16 protein-coding genes are annotated in these 19,477 nt (G+C 72.2%); 10 read left to right on the top strand and 6 right to left on the bottom strand.

Features of this window, described 5'->3' with window-relative positions; genetic code table 11:
- The first annotated feature begins 118 nt into the window (after nucleotides 1-118).
- From ACVCAG_RS11735 to ACVCAG_RS11725, 3 genes are all read left to right on the top strand, one after another.
- Nucleotides 119-1,717: a DHA2 family efflux MFS transporter permease subunit gene (locus ACVCAG_RS11735; protein WP_440083361.1), complete on the top strand. Its 1,599-nt coding sequence runs from the start codon at nucleotides 119-121 to the stop codon at nucleotides 1,715-1,717.
- 242 nt (nucleotides 1,718-1,959) lie between these two features.
- Nucleotides 1,960-2,757 carry an SDR family oxidoreductase gene (locus ACVCAG_RS11730; protein ID WP_440083360.1) on the top strand — a complete coding sequence of 266 codons (798 nt, stop codon included), beginning with the start codon at nucleotides 1,960-1,962 and terminating at the stop codon, nucleotides 2,755-2,757.
- A 410-nt stretch (nucleotides 2,758-3,167) separates the two neighbouring features.
- Nucleotides 3,168-4,199 carry an aldo/keto reductase gene (locus ACVCAG_RS11725; protein ID WP_440083359.1) on the top strand — a complete coding sequence of 344 codons (1,032 nt, stop codon included), beginning with the start codon at nucleotides 3,168-3,170 and terminating at the stop codon, nucleotides 4,197-4,199.
- Nucleotides 4,200-4,470: 271 nt separating this feature from the next.
- Here ACVCAG_RS11725 and ACVCAG_RS11720 read toward each other — a convergent pair whose 3' ends face one another.
- Entirely contained in the window at nucleotides 4,471-5,616 is a 1,146-nt protein-coding gene (locus ACVCAG_RS11720; RefSeq protein WP_440083358.1) for an ATP-binding protein, read from the bottom strand.
- Nucleotides 5,613-6,266 (bottom strand): response regulator, encoded by a 654-nt coding sequence (locus ACVCAG_RS11715; protein ID WP_440083357.1) that lies wholly within the window; start codon nucleotides 6,264-6,266, stop codon nucleotides 5,613-5,615. Before ACVCAG_RS11715 ends, ACVCAG_RS11720 begins: the two co-directional genes overlap by 4 nt.
- Nucleotides 6,267-6,354: 88 nt before the next feature.
- Here ACVCAG_RS11715 and ACVCAG_RS11710 point away from each other — a divergent pair, with 88 nt between their 5' ends.
- From ACVCAG_RS11710 to ACVCAG_RS11700, 3 genes are all read left to right on the top strand, one after another.
- Nucleotides 6,355-7,722 (top strand): S41 family peptidase, encoded by a 1,368-nt coding sequence (locus tag ACVCAG_RS11710; protein WP_440083356.1) that lies wholly within the window; start codon nucleotides 6,355-6,357, stop codon nucleotides 7,720-7,722.
- Between the two features lie 205 nt (nucleotides 7,723-7,927).
- Nucleotides 7,928-9,151 (top strand): SfnB family sulfur acquisition oxidoreductase, encoded by a 1,224-nt coding sequence (locus ACVCAG_RS11705; protein WP_440083355.1) that lies wholly within the window; start codon nucleotides 7,928-7,930, stop codon nucleotides 9,149-9,151.
- A gap of 45 nt (nucleotides 9,152-9,196) precedes the next feature.
- Nucleotides 9,197-10,354, top strand: a complete 1,158-nt coding sequence (locus ACVCAG_RS11700; RefSeq protein WP_440083354.1) for an LLM class flavin-dependent oxidoreductase — start codon at nucleotides 9,197-9,199, stop codon at nucleotides 10,352-10,354.
- Between the two features lie 246 nt (nucleotides 10,355-10,600).
- Here the strand turns inward: ACVCAG_RS11700 and ACVCAG_RS11695 are convergent, their stop codons facing one another.
- On the bottom strand, nucleotides 10,601-11,344 hold the full coding sequence (locus ACVCAG_RS11695) for an alpha/beta fold hydrolase (RefSeq protein WP_440083353.1): 744 nt from the start codon (nucleotides 11,342-11,344) through the stop codon (nucleotides 10,601-10,603).
- A 141-nt stretch (nucleotides 11,345-11,485) separates the two neighbouring features.
- Complete coding sequence (locus ACVCAG_RS11690; RefSeq protein ID WP_440083352.1) at nucleotides 11,486-12,475, bottom strand: WYL domain-containing protein; 990 nt, start codon at nucleotides 12,473-12,475, stop codon at nucleotides 11,486-11,488.
- Between the two features lie 57 nt (nucleotides 12,476-12,532).
- Between ACVCAG_RS11690 and ACVCAG_RS11685 the strand changes: the two genes are divergently transcribed.
- Both ACVCAG_RS11685 and ACVCAG_RS11680 read left to right on the top strand, forming a co-directional pair.
- Nucleotides 12,533-13,291, top strand: a complete 759-nt coding sequence (locus ACVCAG_RS11685; RefSeq protein ID WP_440083351.1) for a DeoR family transcriptional regulator — start codon at nucleotides 12,533-12,535, stop codon at nucleotides 13,289-13,291.
- 125 nt (nucleotides 13,292-13,416) lie between these two features.
- Entirely contained in the window at nucleotides 13,417-14,586 is a 1,170-nt protein-coding gene (locus ACVCAG_RS11680; protein ID WP_440083350.1) for an MFS transporter, read from the top strand.
- 17 nt (nucleotides 14,587-14,603) lie between these two features.
- Here the strand turns inward: ACVCAG_RS11680 and ACVCAG_RS11675 are convergent, their stop codons facing one another.
- Complete coding sequence (locus ACVCAG_RS11675; RefSeq protein WP_440083348.1) at nucleotides 14,604-14,933, bottom strand: zinc finger domain-containing protein; 330 nt, start codon at nucleotides 14,931-14,933, stop codon at nucleotides 14,604-14,606.
- 226 nt (nucleotides 14,934-15,159) lie between these two features.
- On the opposite strand from ACVCAG_RS11675, the gene ACVCAG_RS11670 reads away from it, so the two are divergent.
- Nucleotides 15,160-17,142 (top strand): hypothetical protein, encoded by a 1,983-nt coding sequence (locus ACVCAG_RS11670; protein ID WP_440083347.1) that lies wholly within the window; start codon nucleotides 15,160-15,162, stop codon nucleotides 17,140-17,142.
- Nucleotides 17,143-17,500: 358 nt separating this feature from the next.
- Here ACVCAG_RS11670 and ACVCAG_RS11665 read toward each other — a convergent pair whose 3' ends face one another.
- A complete protein-coding gene (locus ACVCAG_RS11665) occupies nucleotides 17,501-18,499 on the bottom strand; it encodes a substrate-binding domain-containing protein (protein WP_440083346.1) in 999 nt (332 codons plus the stop codon).
- Between the two features lie 205 nt (nucleotides 18,500-18,704).
- Between ACVCAG_RS11665 and ACVCAG_RS11660 the strand changes: the two genes are divergently transcribed.
- A complete protein-coding gene (locus ACVCAG_RS11660; RefSeq protein ID WP_440083345.1) occupies nucleotides 18,705-19,475 on the top strand; it encodes an SDR family oxidoreductase in 771 nt (256 codons plus the stop codon).
- The last annotated feature ends 2 nt before the right edge of the window (nucleotides 19,476-19,477 follow it).

The raw sequence follows: 19,477 nt of genomic DNA, 5'->3' as shown, positions 1-19,477 counted from the left end.
TTCTAACTACTAGACTTCTCGACAGTCGAATCATATACCGATCTTCCCGGCAACACACCCCCCGGGCCCCGTCGAGGCGACTTCCGGGATCCGGGTCTTCCCCAAGGAGGTGCGAGGAATGAGCGAACGCGGCAATCCCTGGGCCGTCATGGCGACACTCTGCGTCGGGTCCTTCATCACCGTCCTGGACACCACGATCGTCAACATCGCCATCCCCGACATCCTCACGGACCTGGACGCGACGATCACCGAGGCCCTGTGGGTGATGAGCGCCTACATCCTCGTGGTGGCCGCGCTGGTGATCACGGCGGGCCGGATGGGCGACATCGTCGGACCCCGCGACGTCTTCATCGCGGGCATGATCCTTTTCACCGTCGCGTCGGCGCTGTGCGGGGCCGCCCGGGAACCCTGGCAGCTCATCGCCGCCCGCGCCGCGCAGGGCGTCGGCGCCGCGCTGATCACCCCGCAGACCCTGACCATCCTGACGGCGGTCTTCCCGCCCGAAAGGCGCGGCCTGCCCAGCGCGGTGTGGGGCGTCACGGCCGGGCTGGCCGGACTGGCCGGTCCGACACTCGGCGGGCTCCTCGTCGCGGAGGGCGGCTGGCGCTGGATCTTCCACGTCAACGTGCCGATCGGAATCGTCACCGTCATCATGGCGTTCGTCCTCATTCCCGGCACACGCCCGGGCGGGCGTCCCCACCTGGATCTCACCGGGGCGCTCCTGGCGACCGCCGCGCTCGGCGCGATCACCTACGGGCTCCTCGAAGGCGACCGGTACGGGTGGGGGACGATCACCTCCTTCCTCACCGTCCCGATGGTCATCGGGGCCGGCCTGGTGCTGCTGGCGGTGTTCCTGGCGACCCAGGCGCGGACCCGGGAGCCGCTGCTCCCCCTGGGTGTCTTCCGGGACCGCGGCTTCTCCCTGATGAGCTTCGTGATCGTCGCCGTCTCCTTCGGGATGATGGGGCTGTCGCTGACCCTCACCATCTACCTGCAGCGGGTGCTCGGCCTCAGCGCGCTCCAGGCGGGGCTCACGCTCGCGCCGACCGCGCTCGCCATGATGGTCTCCTTCCCGGTCGTGGGCTTCCTGATCGACAGGATCGGCGGGAAGTACGTCCTCATCGGCGGGCTCACCCTCTACCCGATCAGCCTGGTGCTCATCGCGGTGACGGCGCGGGCCGATTCCGGCCGGCTCGCGCTGCTCGGGCCGCTCGTCCTGGCGGGGATCGCCCAGGCGGCCGCCTTCGCCCCGACCGTCACGATGGCCATGCGGGACGTGCGGAAGGAGTTCACCGGTGCCGCGTCGGGCGCCTTCAACGCGATCCGCCAGCTGGGCTTCCTGATCGCGATCGCCGCGATGGGCGCGGTCCTGCAGAACCGCCTGAGCACCGGGCTCGGCGACGAGGCGCGACGCCAGGCCGAGCGGCTCCCCGGCCGGTACCGCGAGGACTTCGTCGACGCGGTCACCGCGGCGGCCGGAGGCGCCGAGGCGGGAGCCGGCCGGATGCGGCCGCCCCCCGGGGTGAGCGACCGGCTCGCCCAGCAGATGCGGGAGAGCGCCCAGCTGGCCTTCGACCACGCCTTCGTCGGCGCGCTGCGATGGACCCTGCTGGCCTGCGCCGCGGTGGTGATCGTCGCGGGCCTGCTGAGCCTCGCCGCCAAGCGGCCCGGCCCGGCCACGCTTCCCGCCCCCGAGGAGGAACCGGCACTGCGGTGAGGCCTCCGTCCCCGTCCCGTTCCTGACGACCGCCCCCTTCCGAGCACGAGACGAAGGGGTCCGGGCCGATGCTCGACGGCCCTGCAGCAGTGCCGGCGGCCGCGCGACCCGCAGGGCAAGGCCGGCGTCGAACCGTCCACCGAGACGCGACGCAACGGCACGATCGGCCTCCGCTCGGTGCCGTCCGGCGTGAATCACGTAACACCTCGCTCACCCGTCAACCACAGAAGGAGTTTGTGAAAATGGATCTCGGTCTCGTCGGGAAGGTCGTCCTCGTCACGGGCGGCAGCGGCTCGATCGGCGCTCACCTCGCCGCCGCGTTCGCGGCAGAGGGCGCCAGAGTGGCGATCACGTACCACCGCAACGAGGACGGCGCGCACCGGGTGTCGCAGGACGTGGTCGAACAGGGCGGTGAGGCGATCATCGTTCGGTACGACCTGACCGACCCCGCGTCGATCCGCGCCGCCTTCGACACGGTCACCGCGAAGTGGGGCGGTGTGGACGTGCTCGTCGTCAACGCCTCGGCCATTCCGGGGACGAAGGTCGATCCGGTCGCCTTCGAGGACATCTCCGTCGAGGAGTGGCGGTCATCGCTGCGCGCCGACGTGGAGGGCTCCTTCCACACCGTGCAGGCGGCCCTGCCCGGAATGAAGAAGCGGGGCTGGGGACGCATCGTCTTCATCTCGGCCGACATCGTCCAGCGCGGCGGCGGCGGCGACGAGGCGTTCGTCGCGAGCAAGATGGCCATGCACGGGCTGAGCAGGACGCTGGCCACCGAGCTGGCGCCGGAGGGCGTCCTCGTCAACGTCGTCGCCCCCGGCCCCACCGTCACCAGGGGTTTCCTCGCGCGGGTCCCCGAGGAGTTCAGACAGGATCTCGCCGGCAGGTCCGCGGAGGAGATCAAGCGCTTCCTGAACAGGGGCAGGCCGGCCGGTCACATCTCCACGCCCCAGGACGTCGCCGGCATCGTCCTCTACCTCGCGTCCGCGACCAACGGCAACATCACCGGCAGCGTGGTCCACGTCGCCGGAGGCAACTGACGTCCACCTCCCGCCGGGGGGAGGGGGTTCCCGGCCGCCGCACGCGCGGGTCATCCCCTCCTCGCGGCGCCGGGATCGTGGCCCTGCCGGGGCTGGTCTCACCGCGGCCTCCCCGGGCGCGGTCCCGGCTGCCAGGCTCGACCCCATGAGCGCATTCACGACGGCGAAATCGCGTACCAGACCAGCCGGCCGCTGGGACGCCTCGCCACGGTCGGCCGCGACGGCAGACCGGCGGTCAGGCCGGTGGGGGTCATCTACGATCCCGAGGCCGGGGCGATCGTGATCGGCGGGGTCGCCGGCTCCGGCATGGCGGGACGGCTGCGGCGGGATCCCAAGGCCACGGGGTCACGGGGTCGCTGGGCCTCCGAACGCGGCCTCCACGACCACCGGACCACAGGAAAGGACCTTCCTTGCGTTACCGACCACTGGGCCGGACCGGGCTGCGGGTGTCCGAGCTGTTCTTCGGCGCGATGACCTTCTACGAGCGCGGCGGCTCCGACGTGCCACAGGGGTACCGGGCCATGCTCGACGCCTACGCCGACGCCGGGGGCAACGTCATCGACACCGCCTCGGCGTACGGCGAGAGCGAGGAGATCCTCGGCGAGCTCCTCACCGGCCGCCGCGACCGCTTCGTCGTCGCCACCAAGTACACGCTCTCCCGCGACCGCGACGACCCGAACGCCGCCGGAAACCACCGCAAGAACCTCACCCTGTCGCTGGAGCGCAGCCTGCGGCGGCTGCGGACCGACCACATCGACCTGCACTGGGTGCACATCTGGGACCGCCACACCCCGGTGGAGGAGACGATGCGGGCGCTGGACGACGCCGTGCGCGCCGGGAAGATCCTCTATGTGGGCATATCCAACGCCCCGGCGTGGCTGATCAGTCGCGCCAACACGCTGGCGGAGTGGCGGGACTGGACGCCGTTCGCGGGCCTGCAGGTGCCGTACAACCTGCTCAGGCGCGACGTCGAGCGGGAGTTGCTGCCGATGGCCGAGGCGTTCGGGATGAGCGTGGCCGCGTGGGGGCCGCTCGCCGGCGGCGTGCTGTCGGGGAAGTTCACCGGCCAGGCGGCCATGGAGGGGGCCACCCGGGTCGATCCCGGCTCCCTCACCGCGCGGGACCACGCGGTCGCGGGTGCCGTACGGGACGTCGCGGGCGACCTGGGCGTCACGGCGGCCCAGGTGGCGATCGCCTGGACCCGCACCCGCTTCGCCGCCGTCCACCCGATCGTCGGCGCGAGAGACGTCGAGCAGCTCACCGAGAACCTGGGCGCGATCGACGTCGTCCTCCCCGAGGAGGCGGTCCGGCGCCTGGAGTCGGCGACGGGGTTCGAGGTGGGATTCCCCGGTGACTTCATCGCCGAGTGCGAGGCCGGCCCGTGGGTGTTCGGCGAGGCGCCCACGCAGCCCCGCGTCCGCTCACAGGTCCCCGGGCCATAGGCCTCCGGGCCGGCGGTGCCCGCCCGGTACGGGCCGCGTATCGGACTTTCGGCGGTGCCGGTGTTCCACGGGGTTCCTGATCAAATCCGGGGAGGCGCTCATCATGGGGCCTGTCCGGCGGGCCCGCGCGACCCCCCGCGATGCCCGCCACCACCAGAGCGACCGCCAGGCGGGCGCGTTCCGGGCACCGCACACGAGCAGGCGCTCGCCGTACCCCCGGAGACCGCCGTCAGAGCCGCCACCATCGCGAGCACGGCGAGTACGCGCATCATCATGTCCACCACGACGTACGGCGGGTGGGTTCGGTTCGGCCGGGCGGGGTTTCCCGGCTCCGATCCCGAGATCCGGGGAACGCCACGACGAGTTCCAGCCCGCCCCCCGGGTTGGGGCTCGCCCGTACGCCGGCCCCGTGCGCCTTCGCGATCGACGCGACGATCGACAACCCGAGCCCGGCGCCCTGCTCCCGGGTCGTGTGCAGGCGCCGGAAGGGCTCGAAGAGGTCGCCGAAACGTTCCTCCGGCACCTCGGGGCCGGTGTTCCTGACGGTCAGGACCCCGTCGGCGAGCGTCACCTCGACGGTTCCGCCGGGACGGTTGTGGCGGACCGCGTTGTCGACGAGGTTGGTGACGAGCCGGTTCAGCAGGATCGGATCGCCGTGGACGACGAACGGCTCCGTCCGTGCCGTCACGGTGATGTCGCCGGATCCCTCTTCGGCCAGGACGAGGCGTACCACCTGGTCCAGGGCCACCGGTCTCAGCCTTTCCAGGCCGTGTTCCGCCTGGGCGAGGACCAGCAGGGCGTCGATGAGGTTCTCGGTGCGGCGGTTGTGGAACAGGAGCTTGTCGCGGATCTCGCCGACGTCCTCGGGCAGGCCGATCTCGATCGCCGCCCGCTGGACGGCCAGCGGGGTGCGCAACTCGTGGGAGGCGTTCGCGACGAACCGCCGCTGCCCCTCGACCGAGCGTTCGAGCCGGTCGAGCATCGCGTCGAACGTGTCGGCCAGTTCCTTCAGCTCGTCCTTCGGCCCGGTGAGCGCGATCCGCTCGTGCAGGTTCGACAGGGACAGCCGCCGCGCGGTGGCGGTGATCCGGTGGACGGGCCGCAGGATACGCCCGGCGACCAGCCATCCGACGACCACCGACACCACCGCCAGGATCCCGACCGTCAGCGCGGTCACCTCCCACTGGTAGCCGATGACGTCGTCCACCAGGTCGGGCAGCGGCACCGGCGCCGGCCGATCCGTCGGCATCCCCGGCACCGGTCCCCTCGGCTCGGGGGGCGGCGGCACCGGGAAGCGCGCGATCCGCGTGCGCAGCGTCTGGCCCAGCAGCAGGTTGACCGTGACGAGCAGGATGACCGAGGTCAGCAGGAACAGCCCGGAGTAGGCCAGCGTGAGCCGTACCCGGACCGTCGTCACAGCAGGTACCCCGCGCCGGGAATCGTCTGGACGCACGGCGGGTCGCCCAGTTTCGCCCGCAGGCGGCTGACCACGACCCGCACCACCGTCGTGAACGGGTCGGCGTTCTCGTCCCAGGCCTCCTCGAGCAGCCGTTCGGAGCTCACGACCGCGCCGTCCGCCCTCATCAGCACCTCCAGGACGGCGAACTCCTTGAGCGACAGGTGCAGGTGCCGCCCGTCCCGCGACGCCTGGAGCCGGTGGGTGTCGAGCACGATCCCGTGCCGCGCCAGCACCGGCGGCACCGGCGACCGGCTGCGCCGCCCCAGCGCCTTCACCCGCGCGACCAGCTCGGCGTAGTCGAACGGCTTGGGCAGGTAGTCGTCGGCGCCCATCCCGAGGCCCTCGACCCGCTCGGGCACCGACGCCGCCGCCGTCATCATCAGGATCCGCGTACGGCTCCCGCGCGCCACCAGCTCACGGCACACGAGGTCGCCGTGCGTCCCGGGCAGGTCCCGGTCCAGCACGAGGACGTCGTAGTCGTGCAGCGCCAGCCGTTCGGCCGCCGCGGCGCCGTCGTACACCACGTCGACGGCCATGGCGTGGCGGCGCAGTCCCATCGCCACGAGATCGGCCAGGTCGCGTTCGTCTTCGGCCACCAGAACCCGCATGCCGACGTTCTTACTCGAACGGGGGTAACAGCGGCGTTAACCGATCCGTTCACCGCCGCGAAACCCGCTTCCGGCCACGCTGACGTTCATGATCAGAACCCTCTGCGCGGCTGTCCTGGTGACGGCCTGCTCCCTGCCCGCGCCCGCCCCGGTATTCGCGGCGGACCCGTCGCCCCGGCCGAAGCCCTCGTCCTCACCGGCCGCCCCGGACGGGGACTGCGCGCTCATCACGGCGCCGCCGCCGGAATCGGCGCCGCCGACCTCGGTGAACACGCTCCGGCAGGCGTACTTCTGCGTGCTGGACAACTACTACGGCGGCCCCGCCCTGGATTCGAGAGAGCTGCTGAAGAACGCCCTGGCCGCCTACACCCAGGATCTGATGCGGCGCGGCGCCGACCGGGCCGACCTCCAGCTGCCCGCGCTCACCGGCGGCCGCGACACCGACTGGGCCGCCTTCGCGAAGGTCCTGGGCACCGGTGACCCCACCGCGCTGCGCGCCGCGATCACCGGCATGGTCGCCGGGCTGCACGACAACCACGCCCGCTGGGAGAGGCCGTCCCCGCCTTCGGAGGGCGGTCCCGTCGGAACGGGCATCGTGGGCGCGTCCGCCGTCCGGGGCGGGGAACTCGACCCGGCGGCCCGGCCGCCGCTGTTCATCACCCGCGTCCTGCCCGGCAGCCCCGCCGCCAAGGCCGGCGTCAGGCCCGGCGACATCGTGCTCAAGGCCAACGGCATGCCGCCGTTCGTCGGGGAGAAGGTGAACCAGAGCTTCATCGAGGCCTTCGCCTCAGGCACGGTACGGATCACCCTCAAGCGCCCCACGACGGGACGGACCCGCACCATCGACCTCAAGGAGGGGCCGATCACCCGGCAGCCTCCGGCGGTGACGTCGAAGACACTTCCCGGCGACGTCGCGTACGTCCAGCTGCCCGGATTCTACGAGGGCGCCGCCGACCAGGTCATCGCCAAGCTGGGGGGCAAATCGAAGGCGGTGATCCTCGACCTGCGCGGCAACGGCGGCGGATCGCCTCGCGAGGTGACGCGGCTGCTCGGCGCGTTCGCGCACGGCAAGGTCACCAGCTACTTCTGCCCGCCCAAGGGCGAGTGCGTGCCCAACAGGACCGACGACAGCGTCCCGCTGCTCGGCCTGCGCCTGGTCGTCCTCACCGACCGCGGGTGCGCCTCGGCCTGCGAGGACTTCAGCGCGGCCGTCAGGGGCAACGGCCTGGGCACTCTCGTGGGGACCCGCACCGCCGGAGCCGTCTCCGGTCCCGCCGCCGCGTTCCTCCTCGACGACGGCAGCGTCCTGCTGCTGCCCAGGGTCCGGCACCTCGGCCCCGACCGCGAGATCATCGACACGATCGGCGTGCCGGTCGACCACCACGCTCCCCTGACCGCCCTCGACCTGGCCACCGGGCGCGACCCGGGCGTGTCCAAGGCGCTCTCGCTCCTGTAGTCCGGTGGTCCGCGGGCGCCCGCGCCCGCGGACCACCTCCACGGCGGTTCTCGCCGGGTCCGTTCCGCCGCCGACAGCGATGATCTTCAGAATGGGCGGCGACCCGGTCGCCCGGCCTGCCACCGCGCACCATCAAAACGGATATTGCCTACCATTTATACATGAATTAGGGTGATCCTAACGCGACACGCAGAACGGATCCGCTATGAGTATCGACCGCACGACCTCCCAGGCTCCCGGCCTGCCGGGGGCGCATGTGATCGCCGATGACGCGGAGGCGGTCGCCACGGCCCGCGCGCTGGCGGCAGAGTTCGCGCCCGGCGCCGCCGAACGCGACGCCGGGCGGCTGCTGCCCGCGGCGGAACTGGACCGGCTCTCCGCGAGCGGGCTGCTCGCGATCACCGTGCCGCGCGAGCACGGCGGCGCGGACGTGCGCGCGGAGACCCTCGCGGACGTGGTGCGCCTGCTGGCCGCCGCCGACCCGAACATCGCGCAGATCCCGCAGAGCCACTTCGTCTACGTCAACGTGCTCCGCCGCCAGGGCACCCCCGAGCAGCGGAAGTTCTTCTTCGGCGAGGTGCTCGCCGGAGCCAGGCTCGGCAACGCCCAGTCCGAGGCCGGCACCAAGCACGTGCAGGACTACCGCACGCGGCTGGTGCCCGACGGCGAGGACGGCTTCCTGCTGCGAGGGGTCAAGCACTACAGCACCGGCGCGCTGTTCGCGCACTGGATCCCGGTGCCGGCCCGGCGCGAGGACGAGACGCTGCACGTGGCGTACGTGCCCAGGGACGCCGACGGGCTGACGGTGATCGACGACTGGGCCGGGATGGGCCAGCGGACCACGGCCAGCGGCACCGTGCGCCTCGACGACGTGCGCGTGCCCGCCGACCGCGTGGTGCCGCACCACCTGACGTTCACCGGACCCCAGCTCCACGGCGCGGTGGCCCAGCTCCTGCACGCCGCGATCGACGTGGGCATCGCCGGCGGGACCCTGACGGAGGCGCTGGAGTTCGTCCGTACCAGGGCCAGGCCCTGGTTCGAGAGCGGGGTGGACAGCGCCGCGGAGGACCCGCTGATCATCCAGCGGGCGGGCGAGCTGGCGGTCAAGGTGCGGGCCGCGGAGGCGCTCCTCGCCGCGGCGGGCCGGGAGGTGGACGCCGCGGCGGCGGACCTGACGGAGGAGTCGGCGGCCGCCGCGTCCATCGCGGTGGCCACCGTGAAGGCGTACGTCGACCCGGTCGCGGTCGAGCTGGGCAGCGCGGTCTTCGAACTGGGCGGCACCCGCGCGAGCCTGGACGGGCTCAACCTCCACCGCCACTGGCGCAACGCCAGGACGCACACGCTGCACGACCCGGCTCGCTGGAAGATCCAGCACATCGGCCGCTACGTGCTCAACGGACGGCTCCCGCCCCGTCACGGCCTGCTCTAGCACCTCTCCGGCAAGACGGCGACCGACCACGACTACGGAAGTGCCATGACAAACCTGACGTTCCACTGGTTCCTCCCCACCTACGGCGACAGCCGCGACATCGTCGGCGGCGGCCACGGCCTGCCCCCGGGAGTGGCCGGCGGCGCCCGCCCGGCCACGCTGGCCTACCTGCGGCAGATCGTGCACGCCGCCGAGCAGCTCGGCTTCGTCGGCGCGCTGACGCCGACCGGCGCGTGGTGCGAGGACGCCTGGCTGACCACGGCCATGCTCACCGAGACCACCGAACGGCTGAAGTTCCTGGTCGCCTTCCGGCCCGGCCTGGTCACTCCGACCCTGGCCGCGCAGATGGGCGCCACCTTCCAGCGGCACTCGGGCGGGCGCCTGCTGCTCAACGTCGTCACCGGCGGCGAGAGCCACGAGCAGCGCGCGTACGGCGACTTCCTGGACAAGGACGCGCGATACGCACGGACCGACGAGTTCCTGCACATCGTGCGGGCCCTGTGGCGCGGCGAGAGCGTCGACTTCACCGGGGAGCACCTGCGGGTCGAGGACGCGAGGCTGAACCGGGTGCCCGACCCGGTGCCGGACATCTACTTCGGCGGATCCTCCCCGGCCGCCGGCCGGGTCGCGGCCCGGCACGTGGACGCGTATCTCACCTGGGGCGAGCCGCCCGCCGCGGTCGCCGAGAAGATCGCCTGGGTGAGCGGCCTGGCCGCGGCCGAGGGCCGCGCGCTGCGGCAGGGCATCCGGCTGCACGTGATCAACAGGGACACCTCCGACGAGGCGTGGGCGCAGGCCCGCAGGCTGCTCGACGGCATCGACCCGGCCACGATCGAGAAGGTGCAGGCGGGCCTGGCCCGCAGCGAGTCCGAGGGCCAGAAGCGGATGCTCGCCCTGCACGGCGGCAGCCGCGACGGGCTGGAGATCTCCCCCAACCTGTGGGCCGGGGTCGGGCTGGTCCGCGGCGGCGCGGGCACCGCGCTGGTCGGCAGCCACACCGAGGTGGCCGACCGGATCGAGGAGTACGCCCGCCTGGGCATCACCGAGTTCGTCATGTCCGGCCACCCGCACGTGGAGGAGGCGTACTGGTTCGGCGAGGGAGTGCTGCCGCTCCTGCGCGAGCGCGGGCTGTGGGAACACCCCGCCGCGGCGACCGCGCACGAACCGGCCTCGATCCCGTTCGCGTCCACCGGAACGAGCTGAGCGACGCTCCACCTTTCATCCGGGTGTTTCCGCAACCCTTGGAGGCCGCGCGGATGGCGGCGGGACGCCGGGAACGTCGGTCGTCGCCGATCTCCCGCACCCGCTCGGCCGTGCCGGACGGTCCGGCCGGGAACAGGCCCCGGCCGGCGCGCCGCCGGCCGGTCGACGTCCGAGAGGTCAGGCCGAGGCGCATGGCGTTTCAACGCCTTCGGGGGTGCCTTGAGGAGGTTCGCCCCGCGACGCGGATCAGGTGAGGTGTTCGAGGATCAGTGCGGTGATCTCCCCCGGCCGCTCCATGCTCGGCAGGTGCCCGGCCCACTCCAGGTGCACCGCCGTCACCGAGGCCAGCTCCCGGGCCAGACGGCGGGCCGTCATCTGGAAGTAGGGCAGGTCGTGGGCGCCGCTGACCACCAGCGTGGGCATGGTCACCCTGGACAGGTCGATCCTCCCCTCCAGCTGTGACGGCTCGGGGTCGGCGGCGAGCTGGACCTCGAAGGCGTGGCGCTGCATGGCCATCTGCCGGGCGCGGGTCTCCCCGTCGGCCTCGGGGCCGAGCCAGGTGCGGGCGTTGAGCTCGACGGCGGCCTCGACCTCCCCCGCCTCCAGCAGCCGGTCCTCCTCCTCGCCGAACGCGGCGAGGTCGGGGGTGGGCTCCAGCCCGCAGCCCGGATTGAGCAGCACCAGCCGGGAGACCAGCGCCGGATGGGCGGTGGCCACCTCCAGCGCGACCCGGCCCCCGTAGGAGGAGCCGACCAGCGCGGCTCTTTCCACCGCGAGCGCGGCGAGCAGGTCCGCCACGTCACCGGAGTCGGAGTAGGGGGTCTCGGAGGCGTACGGCGTGCGGCCGTGACCTCGCAGGTCTGGCCGGATCACCCGGAAGCGGGCGGTCAGCGCCTCCCACTGCGGGTCCCACATCCGCGAGTCGGCGGCACTGGAGTGCAGCAGCACCACCGGCTCGCCCACTCCCCCGTCGTCGTGGGCGAGCGTCATCGGACCACCGGAGAACGAGCATCGCCCGAGGTGAGAAGGGACATCCCGCCATCGTCGCGGCCGCCCCCGGGTGTCCGCAATCGATTAACCACGGACACGGCCCGCGCCACCGGGCCCGGGAGCACGCGAGACAGGCCGGTGTCAGCCGGAGCCCGGGCCCGTTCCGTACAGCGCGGCGAGGCCGGCGACGGTGGCGGCCATCTGCTCGCGCAGCTCGGGCGGCTCCAGCACCTCGATGTCGGCGCCCAGGCGCAGCAGCTGCCAGTGGGCGTGCCGGGTGGACTCGGTCGGCAGGCGCAGCACGACCCAGCCGTGCTCGTCGGGCGGCCCCGCCTCGGCGAGCGCGGCCTCGGCGACCTCGGCGCCCACCGTGTGGCCCAGCATCCCCTCGGTGCCTGGCGCCATCCGCACCACGGCCTCGCCGGTGTGCATCCGCTCGCGGAAGTCGGCGGCGTACTCCCGCCAGAAGACGGGCAGGTCGAAGTCGGCGGGACGCTCGAAGTGCCCCGGCGCGAGTTCGGCGCTCACGATCCGCGACACCCGGTAGGTGCGCGGCCCTCCCTCGCCGGCGACCGCCACCATGTACCACGCCCCGCCCTTGAGGACCAGCCCGTACGGGTGGGCCAGCCGCTCGACGTCGCGGGGGCCCCAGCGCCGGTAGGTCATCCGCAGCGGCCGCTGCTCCCACACCGCTTCGGAGACCTCCCCGAGGAAGGGGGCCGGGTCGGCGTCGCGGTACCAGCCGGGGACGTCCAGGTGGAAGCGCTCGCGCATCCGGGCGGCGTGGAAGCGCGGCTCGGGAGGAAGCGCGGCGAGCATCTTCAGCTCGGCGTTGGCCGCGACCTCGGCCAGCCCCAGGTCGGCGGCGGGACCGGGCAGCCCGGCCAGGAACAGCGAGGACGCCTCCGCGGCGGTCAGGCCGTTGAGCCGGGTGCGATAGCCGTCCAGCAGGCGGTATCCGCCGGCGGGGCCGCGGTCGGCGTAGACCGGCACCCCGGCCGACGACAGCGCCTCCACGTCGCGGTAGACCGTGCGGACGGAGACCTCCAGCTCCCCGGCCAGCTCGGTGGCCGTCATCCGCCCCCGGGTCTGCAGGAGCAGCAGGAGTGAGAGCAGCCGACTCGCGCGCATGACGGCCATTGTCCCGCACGTTTGCCAACCTCACACACCTCATGTTCAAATGAACATGTGGAGAGCAACAATCGTATTCGCGCGATCATGTCGGCGCTGCGGGCCAGCGACGCGGTCTCGGTCGCGGAGCTGGCGGTCGAGCACGCCGTGTCGGAGATGACCATCCGCCGCGACCTCGACGAGCTCGCCCAGCAGGGCGTGGTCAGGCGGGTCAGGGGCGGCGCGGTGAGCCTGCTGCTGCGCGGGGACGAGCCGCCCTTCGGGGTGCGCGAGCGCGAGGCCGTGGAGGCCAAGCGGCGGATCGCCGCCGAGGTCGCGGCCCTGCTCGCCGACGGGGAGGCCGTGCTGCTCGACAGCGGCACCACCTCCCTGGAGATCGCGCGCGTGATCCGCGACCGCCGCCTGACGGTCCTGCCGCTCTGCCTGCAGTCGGCCACCGAGCTCAGCGCGGCCTCCCGGATCCGCCTGGTGCTCCCCGGGGGCGAGGTCCGCCCCGGCGAGCTGAACTTCGCCGGCCCGCTGACCGAGAACGCCATCCGGTCCCTGCGCTTCGACACCGCGGTCATCGGCTGCTGCGGCCTGTCCGCCGAGCACGGCCTCACCGCCCACGACCTCTCCGAGGTCGCCGTCAAACAGGCGGCGATCGCCTCCGCCCGGCGCGTGATCGTGGCCACCGACTCCGGCAAGTTCACCCGCACCGCGTTCGGCGCGGTCTGCCCGCTGGACCGCCTCGACATGGTCGTCACCGACACGGCACTGCCCCCCGCCGAGCACGACGCCATGATCGCGGCAGGCGTCGTCGTCCGCACCGTCTGAGCCACACCACCTGGTTCGCGGCGTCCGAGCGCGGCGTCCGGCCGGAATCCGCCCGGCGGCCGTGCTGGACGCGCGGGGTTCGCCCGCCCTCCCTGATCCGCCCCTTCTGACTGGAGTCCTCCCCCATGCACGTCGTCCCCCTCGACCGGGCCGCGCTGCTACGCGGCCGGGTGGCGGTCTACCTGCTCTTCCTGCTCTCTGGCATGTCCATCGGCACCTGGACGGCACGCATCCCGTCGATCAAACAGGGGCTGGGGCTGAGCGAGGGCGAGCTCAGCCTCGGGCTGCTCGGCATCGCCGCCGGGGCGATCGCCGGCATGCAGGTGGTCGGCCGCCTGGTCGACCGCCACGGCAGCGTCAAGGTGATGCTGCCGATGGCCTTCGCCCAGGCCCTCGCGCTGACCCTGCCCGCCTTCGTGCCGAACCTGGCCGTCCTGGCCGTCGCGCTGTTCGTCTTCGGGGCGGTGCACGGCACGCTGGACGTGGCGATGAACGCCAACGCCGTCGAGATCGAGCAGGCCACCGGCCGTCCGATCATGTCGTCCTTCCACGCCGTGTTCAGCATCGGCGGCTTCCTCGGCGCCACCGCCGGAGGGCTGCTCGCCCAGGCCGGCCTCAGCCCGGGGGTGACGTTCACCGCGGTCGCCGTCGTGATCGTCGCGCTCGCGCTCTGGGCCGCCCGCTGGGCGCTGTCCCTGACCGCGCACGCCGCCCCCACCGGGACCGGGCCGGCGACCGGCGGGGGCGGCGGGGTGCTGCTGCTGGGCGTCCTGGCCTTCTGCTGCATGCTCGGCGAAGGGGCCGCGGCCGACTGGAGCTCGGTCTACCTGAGCGAGAGCCTCAACAGCTCCGACGGGTTCGCCGCCGCCGCCTACGCCGCCTTCTCGATCATGATGACCGCGGGCCGCCTCGCCGGCGACAGGCTGGCCACCCTGCTGGGGCCGGTCAACCTGGTGCGCGCGTGCGGGGCGCTGGCCGCCTGCGGGCTCGGCCTGGGCCTGCTCGCCGGCCACCAGATCGCCGCGGTGATCGGTTTCGGCTGTTTCGGGGCCGGCCTGTCCTGCATCGTCCCGCAGGTCTTCTCCGCGGCGGGCCGGCGTGACCCGGCCCGGGCCGGGAAGGCACTGGCCCGGGTGGCGAGCCTGGGCTACGTGGGATTCCTCAGCGGGCCCGTGCTGATCGGTGGCGCCGCCGAGCTGATCGGCCTGCCCCGCGCGCTGGCCATCCCCGCCCTGCTGGCCCTTTTTGTTGCCCTGGCGGCCAGGGCGCTCAGGACCTCGCCCTTTACAAAGTAGATCAATAAACCACGACCTCAGGGCAGCAGGAGGGAGACGGTGCTGTCCAGCTCCTGCTGCGCGGTGCTGCATCGGGCGTAACCGACCCGGGTCGGGCGAACCGAGGCCACCGGCACCACCGCGGCGTCGACCATCGGGCCCGCCTGCCACCGGCGGCCAGGTCCGCGCCCGGCCGGGGTACGGACCTCGAGCTCCGCGCGCAGCGAGGACACCAGCATGAAGCGGGGCGTGTGGTACTTCGGTGCGACCTTGCCGCCTCGGGTCCGGCAGGCGCTGCCCGCCGGCGCCTCGCACATGGGGCAGTCGAAGGCCTCGACGGCAGCAGCTGGATCGGCAGGCTCGCTCATGTCGCAGAACCTACTGGGACCACCATTTTGGCGAGAGGTTCCGAGAACGACGGTCAGCGACAAACAGGACGCGCGTCGCCGGTGTTCGTCGTCTCGCAGAACTGGTCATTTCTGCGAATCGCGCACTTTGCGATCCAAGGGATGGGCCGGGCATGAAGGTTGCCAAGACAGGTGGTGACCTTGGAGGCTCTCCTTACCGACGCGTGCGACCTTCCAGGAGTGCCCTGTGATCATCGAGGATCTGTCCGAGCCGGAACTCGCCCTCTGGGAGGCGTTTCCCACAGCGCGTCCTGTGGATCTTCCTGGCACCCCCGTTCGGGCTGCGATCATCGCAAGGATGTTGCTCGGCGCCCGGGAACGCCTTGCAGGGCAGACGCCCGGCGTGCACCTGTCCGGCGCCCGGATCGCGGGCCGACTGGACCTGTCGTACGCCGAGGTACAGCACCCTCTGATCTTGACCAAGTGCGAGTTCGAGGAAGCGCCGGTCTTCACCGGAGCCCGCACCGGCCTGGTGGACCTCGCGGCCTCCCGGGCACCCGGACTGCAGGCTGTAGACGCTGTGATCGGCGGGGCACTGCGCCTGGAAGGCTGCGAGATGGCCGGCCCGATCCAGCTCGCCGGGGCCCATGTGTCCGGGACACTGAATCTCAGCGGCGCAGCGATCCACGCACTTCAGGCTGTCCATGCCGACGGCCTGATCGTCGACCGTGATCTTCTGTGCGCGAACGCCGTCATCGACGGTGAGTTACGTGTTGTCGGCGCCAGGATCGGCGGGACGATGACCCTCGATGGCGCGCGGGTCGGGCGGTCAGGCGGCTTCAGCCTCACCGCCGAGGGGGTCGTCATCGACGGCGGGTTGTCGTGTGCCCGCGGTTTCCGCTCCTGGGGGGAGCTGAGCGTGCAGGACGCCCGGATAGGGCGCCGGTGCGTCTTCAGCGGAGCCCAGCTGTCCAACCCGGACGGCATCGCCCTGAACGCGGAGAGACTCAGCGTCGAGGGCGGGCTGCGCATCGATGACGGCTTCTCGGCCGAAGGTGAGGTCCTTCTGCGCGGAGCCCGCGTGGCCGGCTCGCTCCGTTTCGCGCAGGCGAGCCTCGCCAATCCGGGAAGACGCGCGCTGAACGCGCCGCTGATGGAGATCGGCAGCGGACTGCGACTCACCCCAGGTTTTGTGGCGAACGGAGAGGTCTTTCTGGACTCCACCCAGGTCCGCGGATCGGTCAACCTCGACGGCGGGACGTTGTCCAACCCGGGTGCGACGGCGCTTTCCCTGCGTCGGCTGGGGGTCACCGGCAGGCTCAGCTGCAGCGAAGGCTTCCGTGCCGACGGGGAGATCGTGCTCATCAACGCCCGGATCGAGGGCAGCTTGGAGTTTCACGGTGCCGCCCTCAGCAATCCCGGCGGGCGGGTTCTGTCCCTATGGGAGGTGATCGCGGGCGGGGGCATCGACTGCTGCGAAGGCTTCGCGGCCACGGGAGACGTCTCGATCAGGAACTCCCGGATCGCCGCCACACTGTGCCTTGCGGAGACCACCATCGACGGTGACCTTCACCTTCGTGGTGTGGAAGCGGCTTCGCTGAAGATCGGGCCCCAGACGGAACTGCTGCGGGCCGTCGACCTTCGCCACAGTCGGGTCGGCGTGCTCGATGACGCTCCCAGCCGGTGGCCTGCTCACGTCCTGATGAACGGCTTCACCTATGACGGCCTGGAGGCTCCCCTGCCTGTCCAGGAGCGACTTGACTGGCTGGCCAGGGAGGCCTACCAACCTCAACCCTATGAGCAGTTGGCCGCCGTCTACCGCCGGCAGGGTCACGATGAGGCTGCTCGGGACGTGCTGCTGGCCAAACAGCGTCGCCGCCGCACGGGGCGACGGCTCGGGGCGCGGCTGTGGGGATATGTGCAGGACTGGACCGTCGGGTACGGCTACCGACCCTTCCGCGCCGCGCTCTGGCTCGCAGCCCTTCTCCTTATCGGCACGGTCGTTTTCACCGCCCACCAGCCACCGGCCTTCAAGCCAGGCGAGGCTCCCCCCTTCAACGCCTTCCTCTACACCCTGGACCTGCTCCTCCCGATCATCAGCTTCGGACAAGAGACGGCCTTCGGCCCGCGCGGCGCACAACAGTGGCTCGCCGCCACGATGATCACTGCAGGGTGGACCCTCGCAACGACCATCCTGGCAGGCCTCACTCGCGCACTCTCGCGCCAATAACACGACCGGAAGCGGCCACCTTGGCGCCCTCTCAGCAGCCACTGACAGGGTGATCTACCTAGGAGCTGGGGCCACGGTCAGCAGAGCACCCCCGTCTCCATCGTCACCCAGAGTTACTTTGCCCCGGGTGACGCGGACCCGAGTGGGAGGCCTTCCACGAAGCGCTCCTCGAGGCTGGTGACCACGGTTACAGCAGTCATGGTTACCAACCCGGGGGAAGATCGCCCGGCGAGGTGCTCACCCGGTGGAGACGTACCCCCGGTGACACGGCTTGCAAGGTACATCGGAACGAGACCGTACGCCAAAAAATGATCTTTAGGGTGTGGGGGCCCTCCGGCGGCCGGACGAGGGGCCCGGGTCAGCTCGTGCCGCGTGGGACCAGTCGCAGCCTCAGCGCCACCTCGCGGGCGGTCCCGGGCCGGTCGAGTCGTTGGATGAGCAGTTCCATCGCGGCGTGCCCGGACTCCTCCAGGGGCTGGCGCACGGTGGTGAGATCAAGGGCGTCGGCCAGGTCGCTGTCGTCGAAGCCGACCACCGCCAGGTCGCCGGGGACGGCGAGGCCGAGGTCGTGGGCGGCCCTCAGAGTTCCGGCCGCGAGGGTGTCGTCGGCGGCGAAGACCGCGGACGGGCGGTCCGGTGCCGACAACAGCTTCCCGGCGGCGGCGCGGGCCGGCGCGACGCCGTGCGCGGTCAGCCGCACGTCGGCGTCGGCGAGGGGGTGGCCGGCCTCGGCCAGGGCCGCGCGGTAGCCCGCCAGCCGTCGCTGGGACGGCGAGACGTACAGCCCGGATCTCTGCGCCTCACCGAGGAAGCCGAATCGGCGGTGACCACGGCTGATCAGATGCTCGGCGACGAGCCGGCCGCCGGTGGCGTCGTCGGTGTGCACGGAGTCGAAGCGGGGATGGCGGACGTCCACCAGGACCGCGGGTAGCCGCAGGTCGGTCAGACGGTCGGCCACCGCCTCGTCGAGGGAGAGGCTGACGACGATGAGCCCGTCCAGGCGGCCGGTGACGGGCAGGCTGGCGAGTAACGGCGAGGAGCTCTGCGCGGCCGACTCCTGGTCGAACAGGACGACCTCCAGGGGCCGGTGGCCGACGGCTCGCAGGATGCCGTTCAGGCGCCGGGCGACGGACGGGTACGAGGTGAACGGCGCGATGACACCGACGCGCCCCACGCCGCGCCGCGCCTTGGCGACCGCGTCCTGCTTGGGGACGAAGCCGAGCGCGTCCGCCGCCGCGAGGACCTTGTGCCTGGTCGCCTGGCTGACCCGGGCCGGGGAGTTGAGGACCAGCGACACGGTGGAGATGCTGACGCCCGCCGCGGCGGCGACGTCGTAGATGGTCGTCCGTGTCGCCATGCGGCCCTCCTTCCGAAAGCGCGGTCTCGCCGCCGGCAGGAATCGTATCAAGCGCCCGAAGCTATCGAAGTGCTTCGATAGAAGTAGTTGACATTTTCGCGGACGATCACGTCTCATGGGGAGGGAACAGCCCTGCGTCCGGGCGGGAGAGGAACACCGGTCCGCGTCGCGGCGGGCGGGAGCGCGTCGGCGGGAGGGGAAGAGCATGAGCCGTTCGTACGTGGTGACGGGAGGGGGTCGCGGCATCGGCAGGGCGGTGGTCGAGCGCCTGCTCGGCGACGGCGGCGCCGTCGTCGCCGTCGAGCGCGACCCGGCGGCCCTGACCTGGCTGGACGGCCACCCCGCCGGCGCACGCCTGGCCGGTGTCGCCGGTGACGCGGCCGACGAGACCGTGGCGGAGCGGGCCGCCGAGCTCGCGCGGGCCGCGGGCCCCCTCTCCGGCTGGGTCAACAACGCCGCCGTGTTCCGGGACGCCTCCCTCCACTCCGCCACGACCGGACAGGTGCTGGATCTCATCGCGGCCAACCTGAACGCCGCCGTCGTCGGGTGCGCGACCGCGGTCCGCCGCTTCCTCGCGGCGGGAACCCCGGGCGCGATCGTCAACGTCTCCTCGCACCAGGCGCGGCAGGCGGTCCCCGGCTGCCTGCCGTACGTCACCGCCAAGGCGGCCGTCGAGGGGATGACCCGTGCGCTCGCGGTCGAGTACGGCCCGCGCGGCATCCGCGTCAACGCCGTGGCGCCGGGCTCGGTGGACACCGAGCGCTACGCGGAGTTCCTCGGCGCCCAGGGGCCTGCCGGCGCGGCCCGTATCGAGCGGGAGATGGCGCTGTCGCACCCGCTGGGCAGGGTGGCGCGGCCCCGGGAGGTCGCGGCCGTGATCGCCCACCTGCTCTCCGACGACGCCGGCTTCGTCACCGGCGCGACCGTGCCCGTCGACGGCGGGCGGTCGGTGCTCGCGCGCGATCCCGAGTCGTAGGA

This window comes from Streptosporangium sp. G12, assembly GCF_052983175.1.
The sequence above is the reverse complement of the archived record's forward strand: the minus strand, read 5'-3'. Positions and strand labels throughout refer to the sequence as shown.

Excerpts from the sequence above, each read along its gene's own strand:
- ACVCAG_RS11660 (WP_440083345.1), top strand. The coding sequence starts at position 18,705 with ATGAGCCGTTCGTACGTGGTGACGGGAGGGGGTCGCGGCATCGGCAGG.
- ACVCAG_RS11710 (WP_440083356.1), top strand. The coding sequence starts at position 6,355 with ATGATCAGAACCCTCTGCGCGGCTGTCCTGGTGACGGCCTGCTCCCTG.
- ACVCAG_RS11690 (WP_440083352.1), bottom strand. The coding sequence starts at position 12,475 with ATGCGCGCGAGTCGGCTGCTCTCACTCCTGCTGCTCCTGCAGACCCGG.
- ACVCAG_RS11665 (WP_440083346.1), bottom strand. The coding sequence starts at position 18,499 with ATGGCGACACGGACGACCATCTACGACGTCGCCGCCGCGGCGGGCGTC.
- ACVCAG_RS11735 (WP_440083361.1), top strand. The coding sequence starts at position 119 with ATGAGCGAACGCGGCAATCCCTGGGCCGTCATGGCGACACTCTGCGTC.
- ACVCAG_RS11705 (WP_440083355.1), top strand. The coding sequence starts at position 7,928 with ATGAGTATCGACCGCACGACCTCCCAGGCTCCCGGCCTGCCGGGGGCG.
- ACVCAG_RS11680 (WP_440083350.1), top strand. The coding sequence starts at position 13,417 with ATGCACGTCGTCCCCCTCGACCGGGCCGCGCTGCTACGCGGCCGGGTG.
- ACVCAG_RS11675 (WP_440083348.1), bottom strand. The coding sequence starts at position 14,933 with ATGAGCGAGCCTGCCGATCCAGCTGCTGCCGTCGAGGCCTTCGACTGC.
- ACVCAG_RS11700 (WP_440083354.1), top strand. The coding sequence starts at position 9,197 with ATGACAAACCTGACGTTCCACTGGTTCCTCCCCACCTACGGCGACAGC.
- ACVCAG_RS11695 (WP_440083353.1), bottom strand. The coding sequence starts at position 11,344 with ATGACGCTCGCCCACGACGACGGGGGAGTGGGCGAGCCGGTGGTGCTG.
- ACVCAG_RS11715 (WP_440083357.1), bottom strand. The coding sequence starts at position 6,266 with ATGCGGGTTCTGGTGGCCGAAGACGAACGCGACCTGGCCGATCTCGTG.
- ACVCAG_RS11730 (WP_440083360.1), top strand. The coding sequence starts at position 1,960 with ATGGATCTCGGTCTCGTCGGGAAGGTCGTCCTCGTCACGGGCGGCAGC.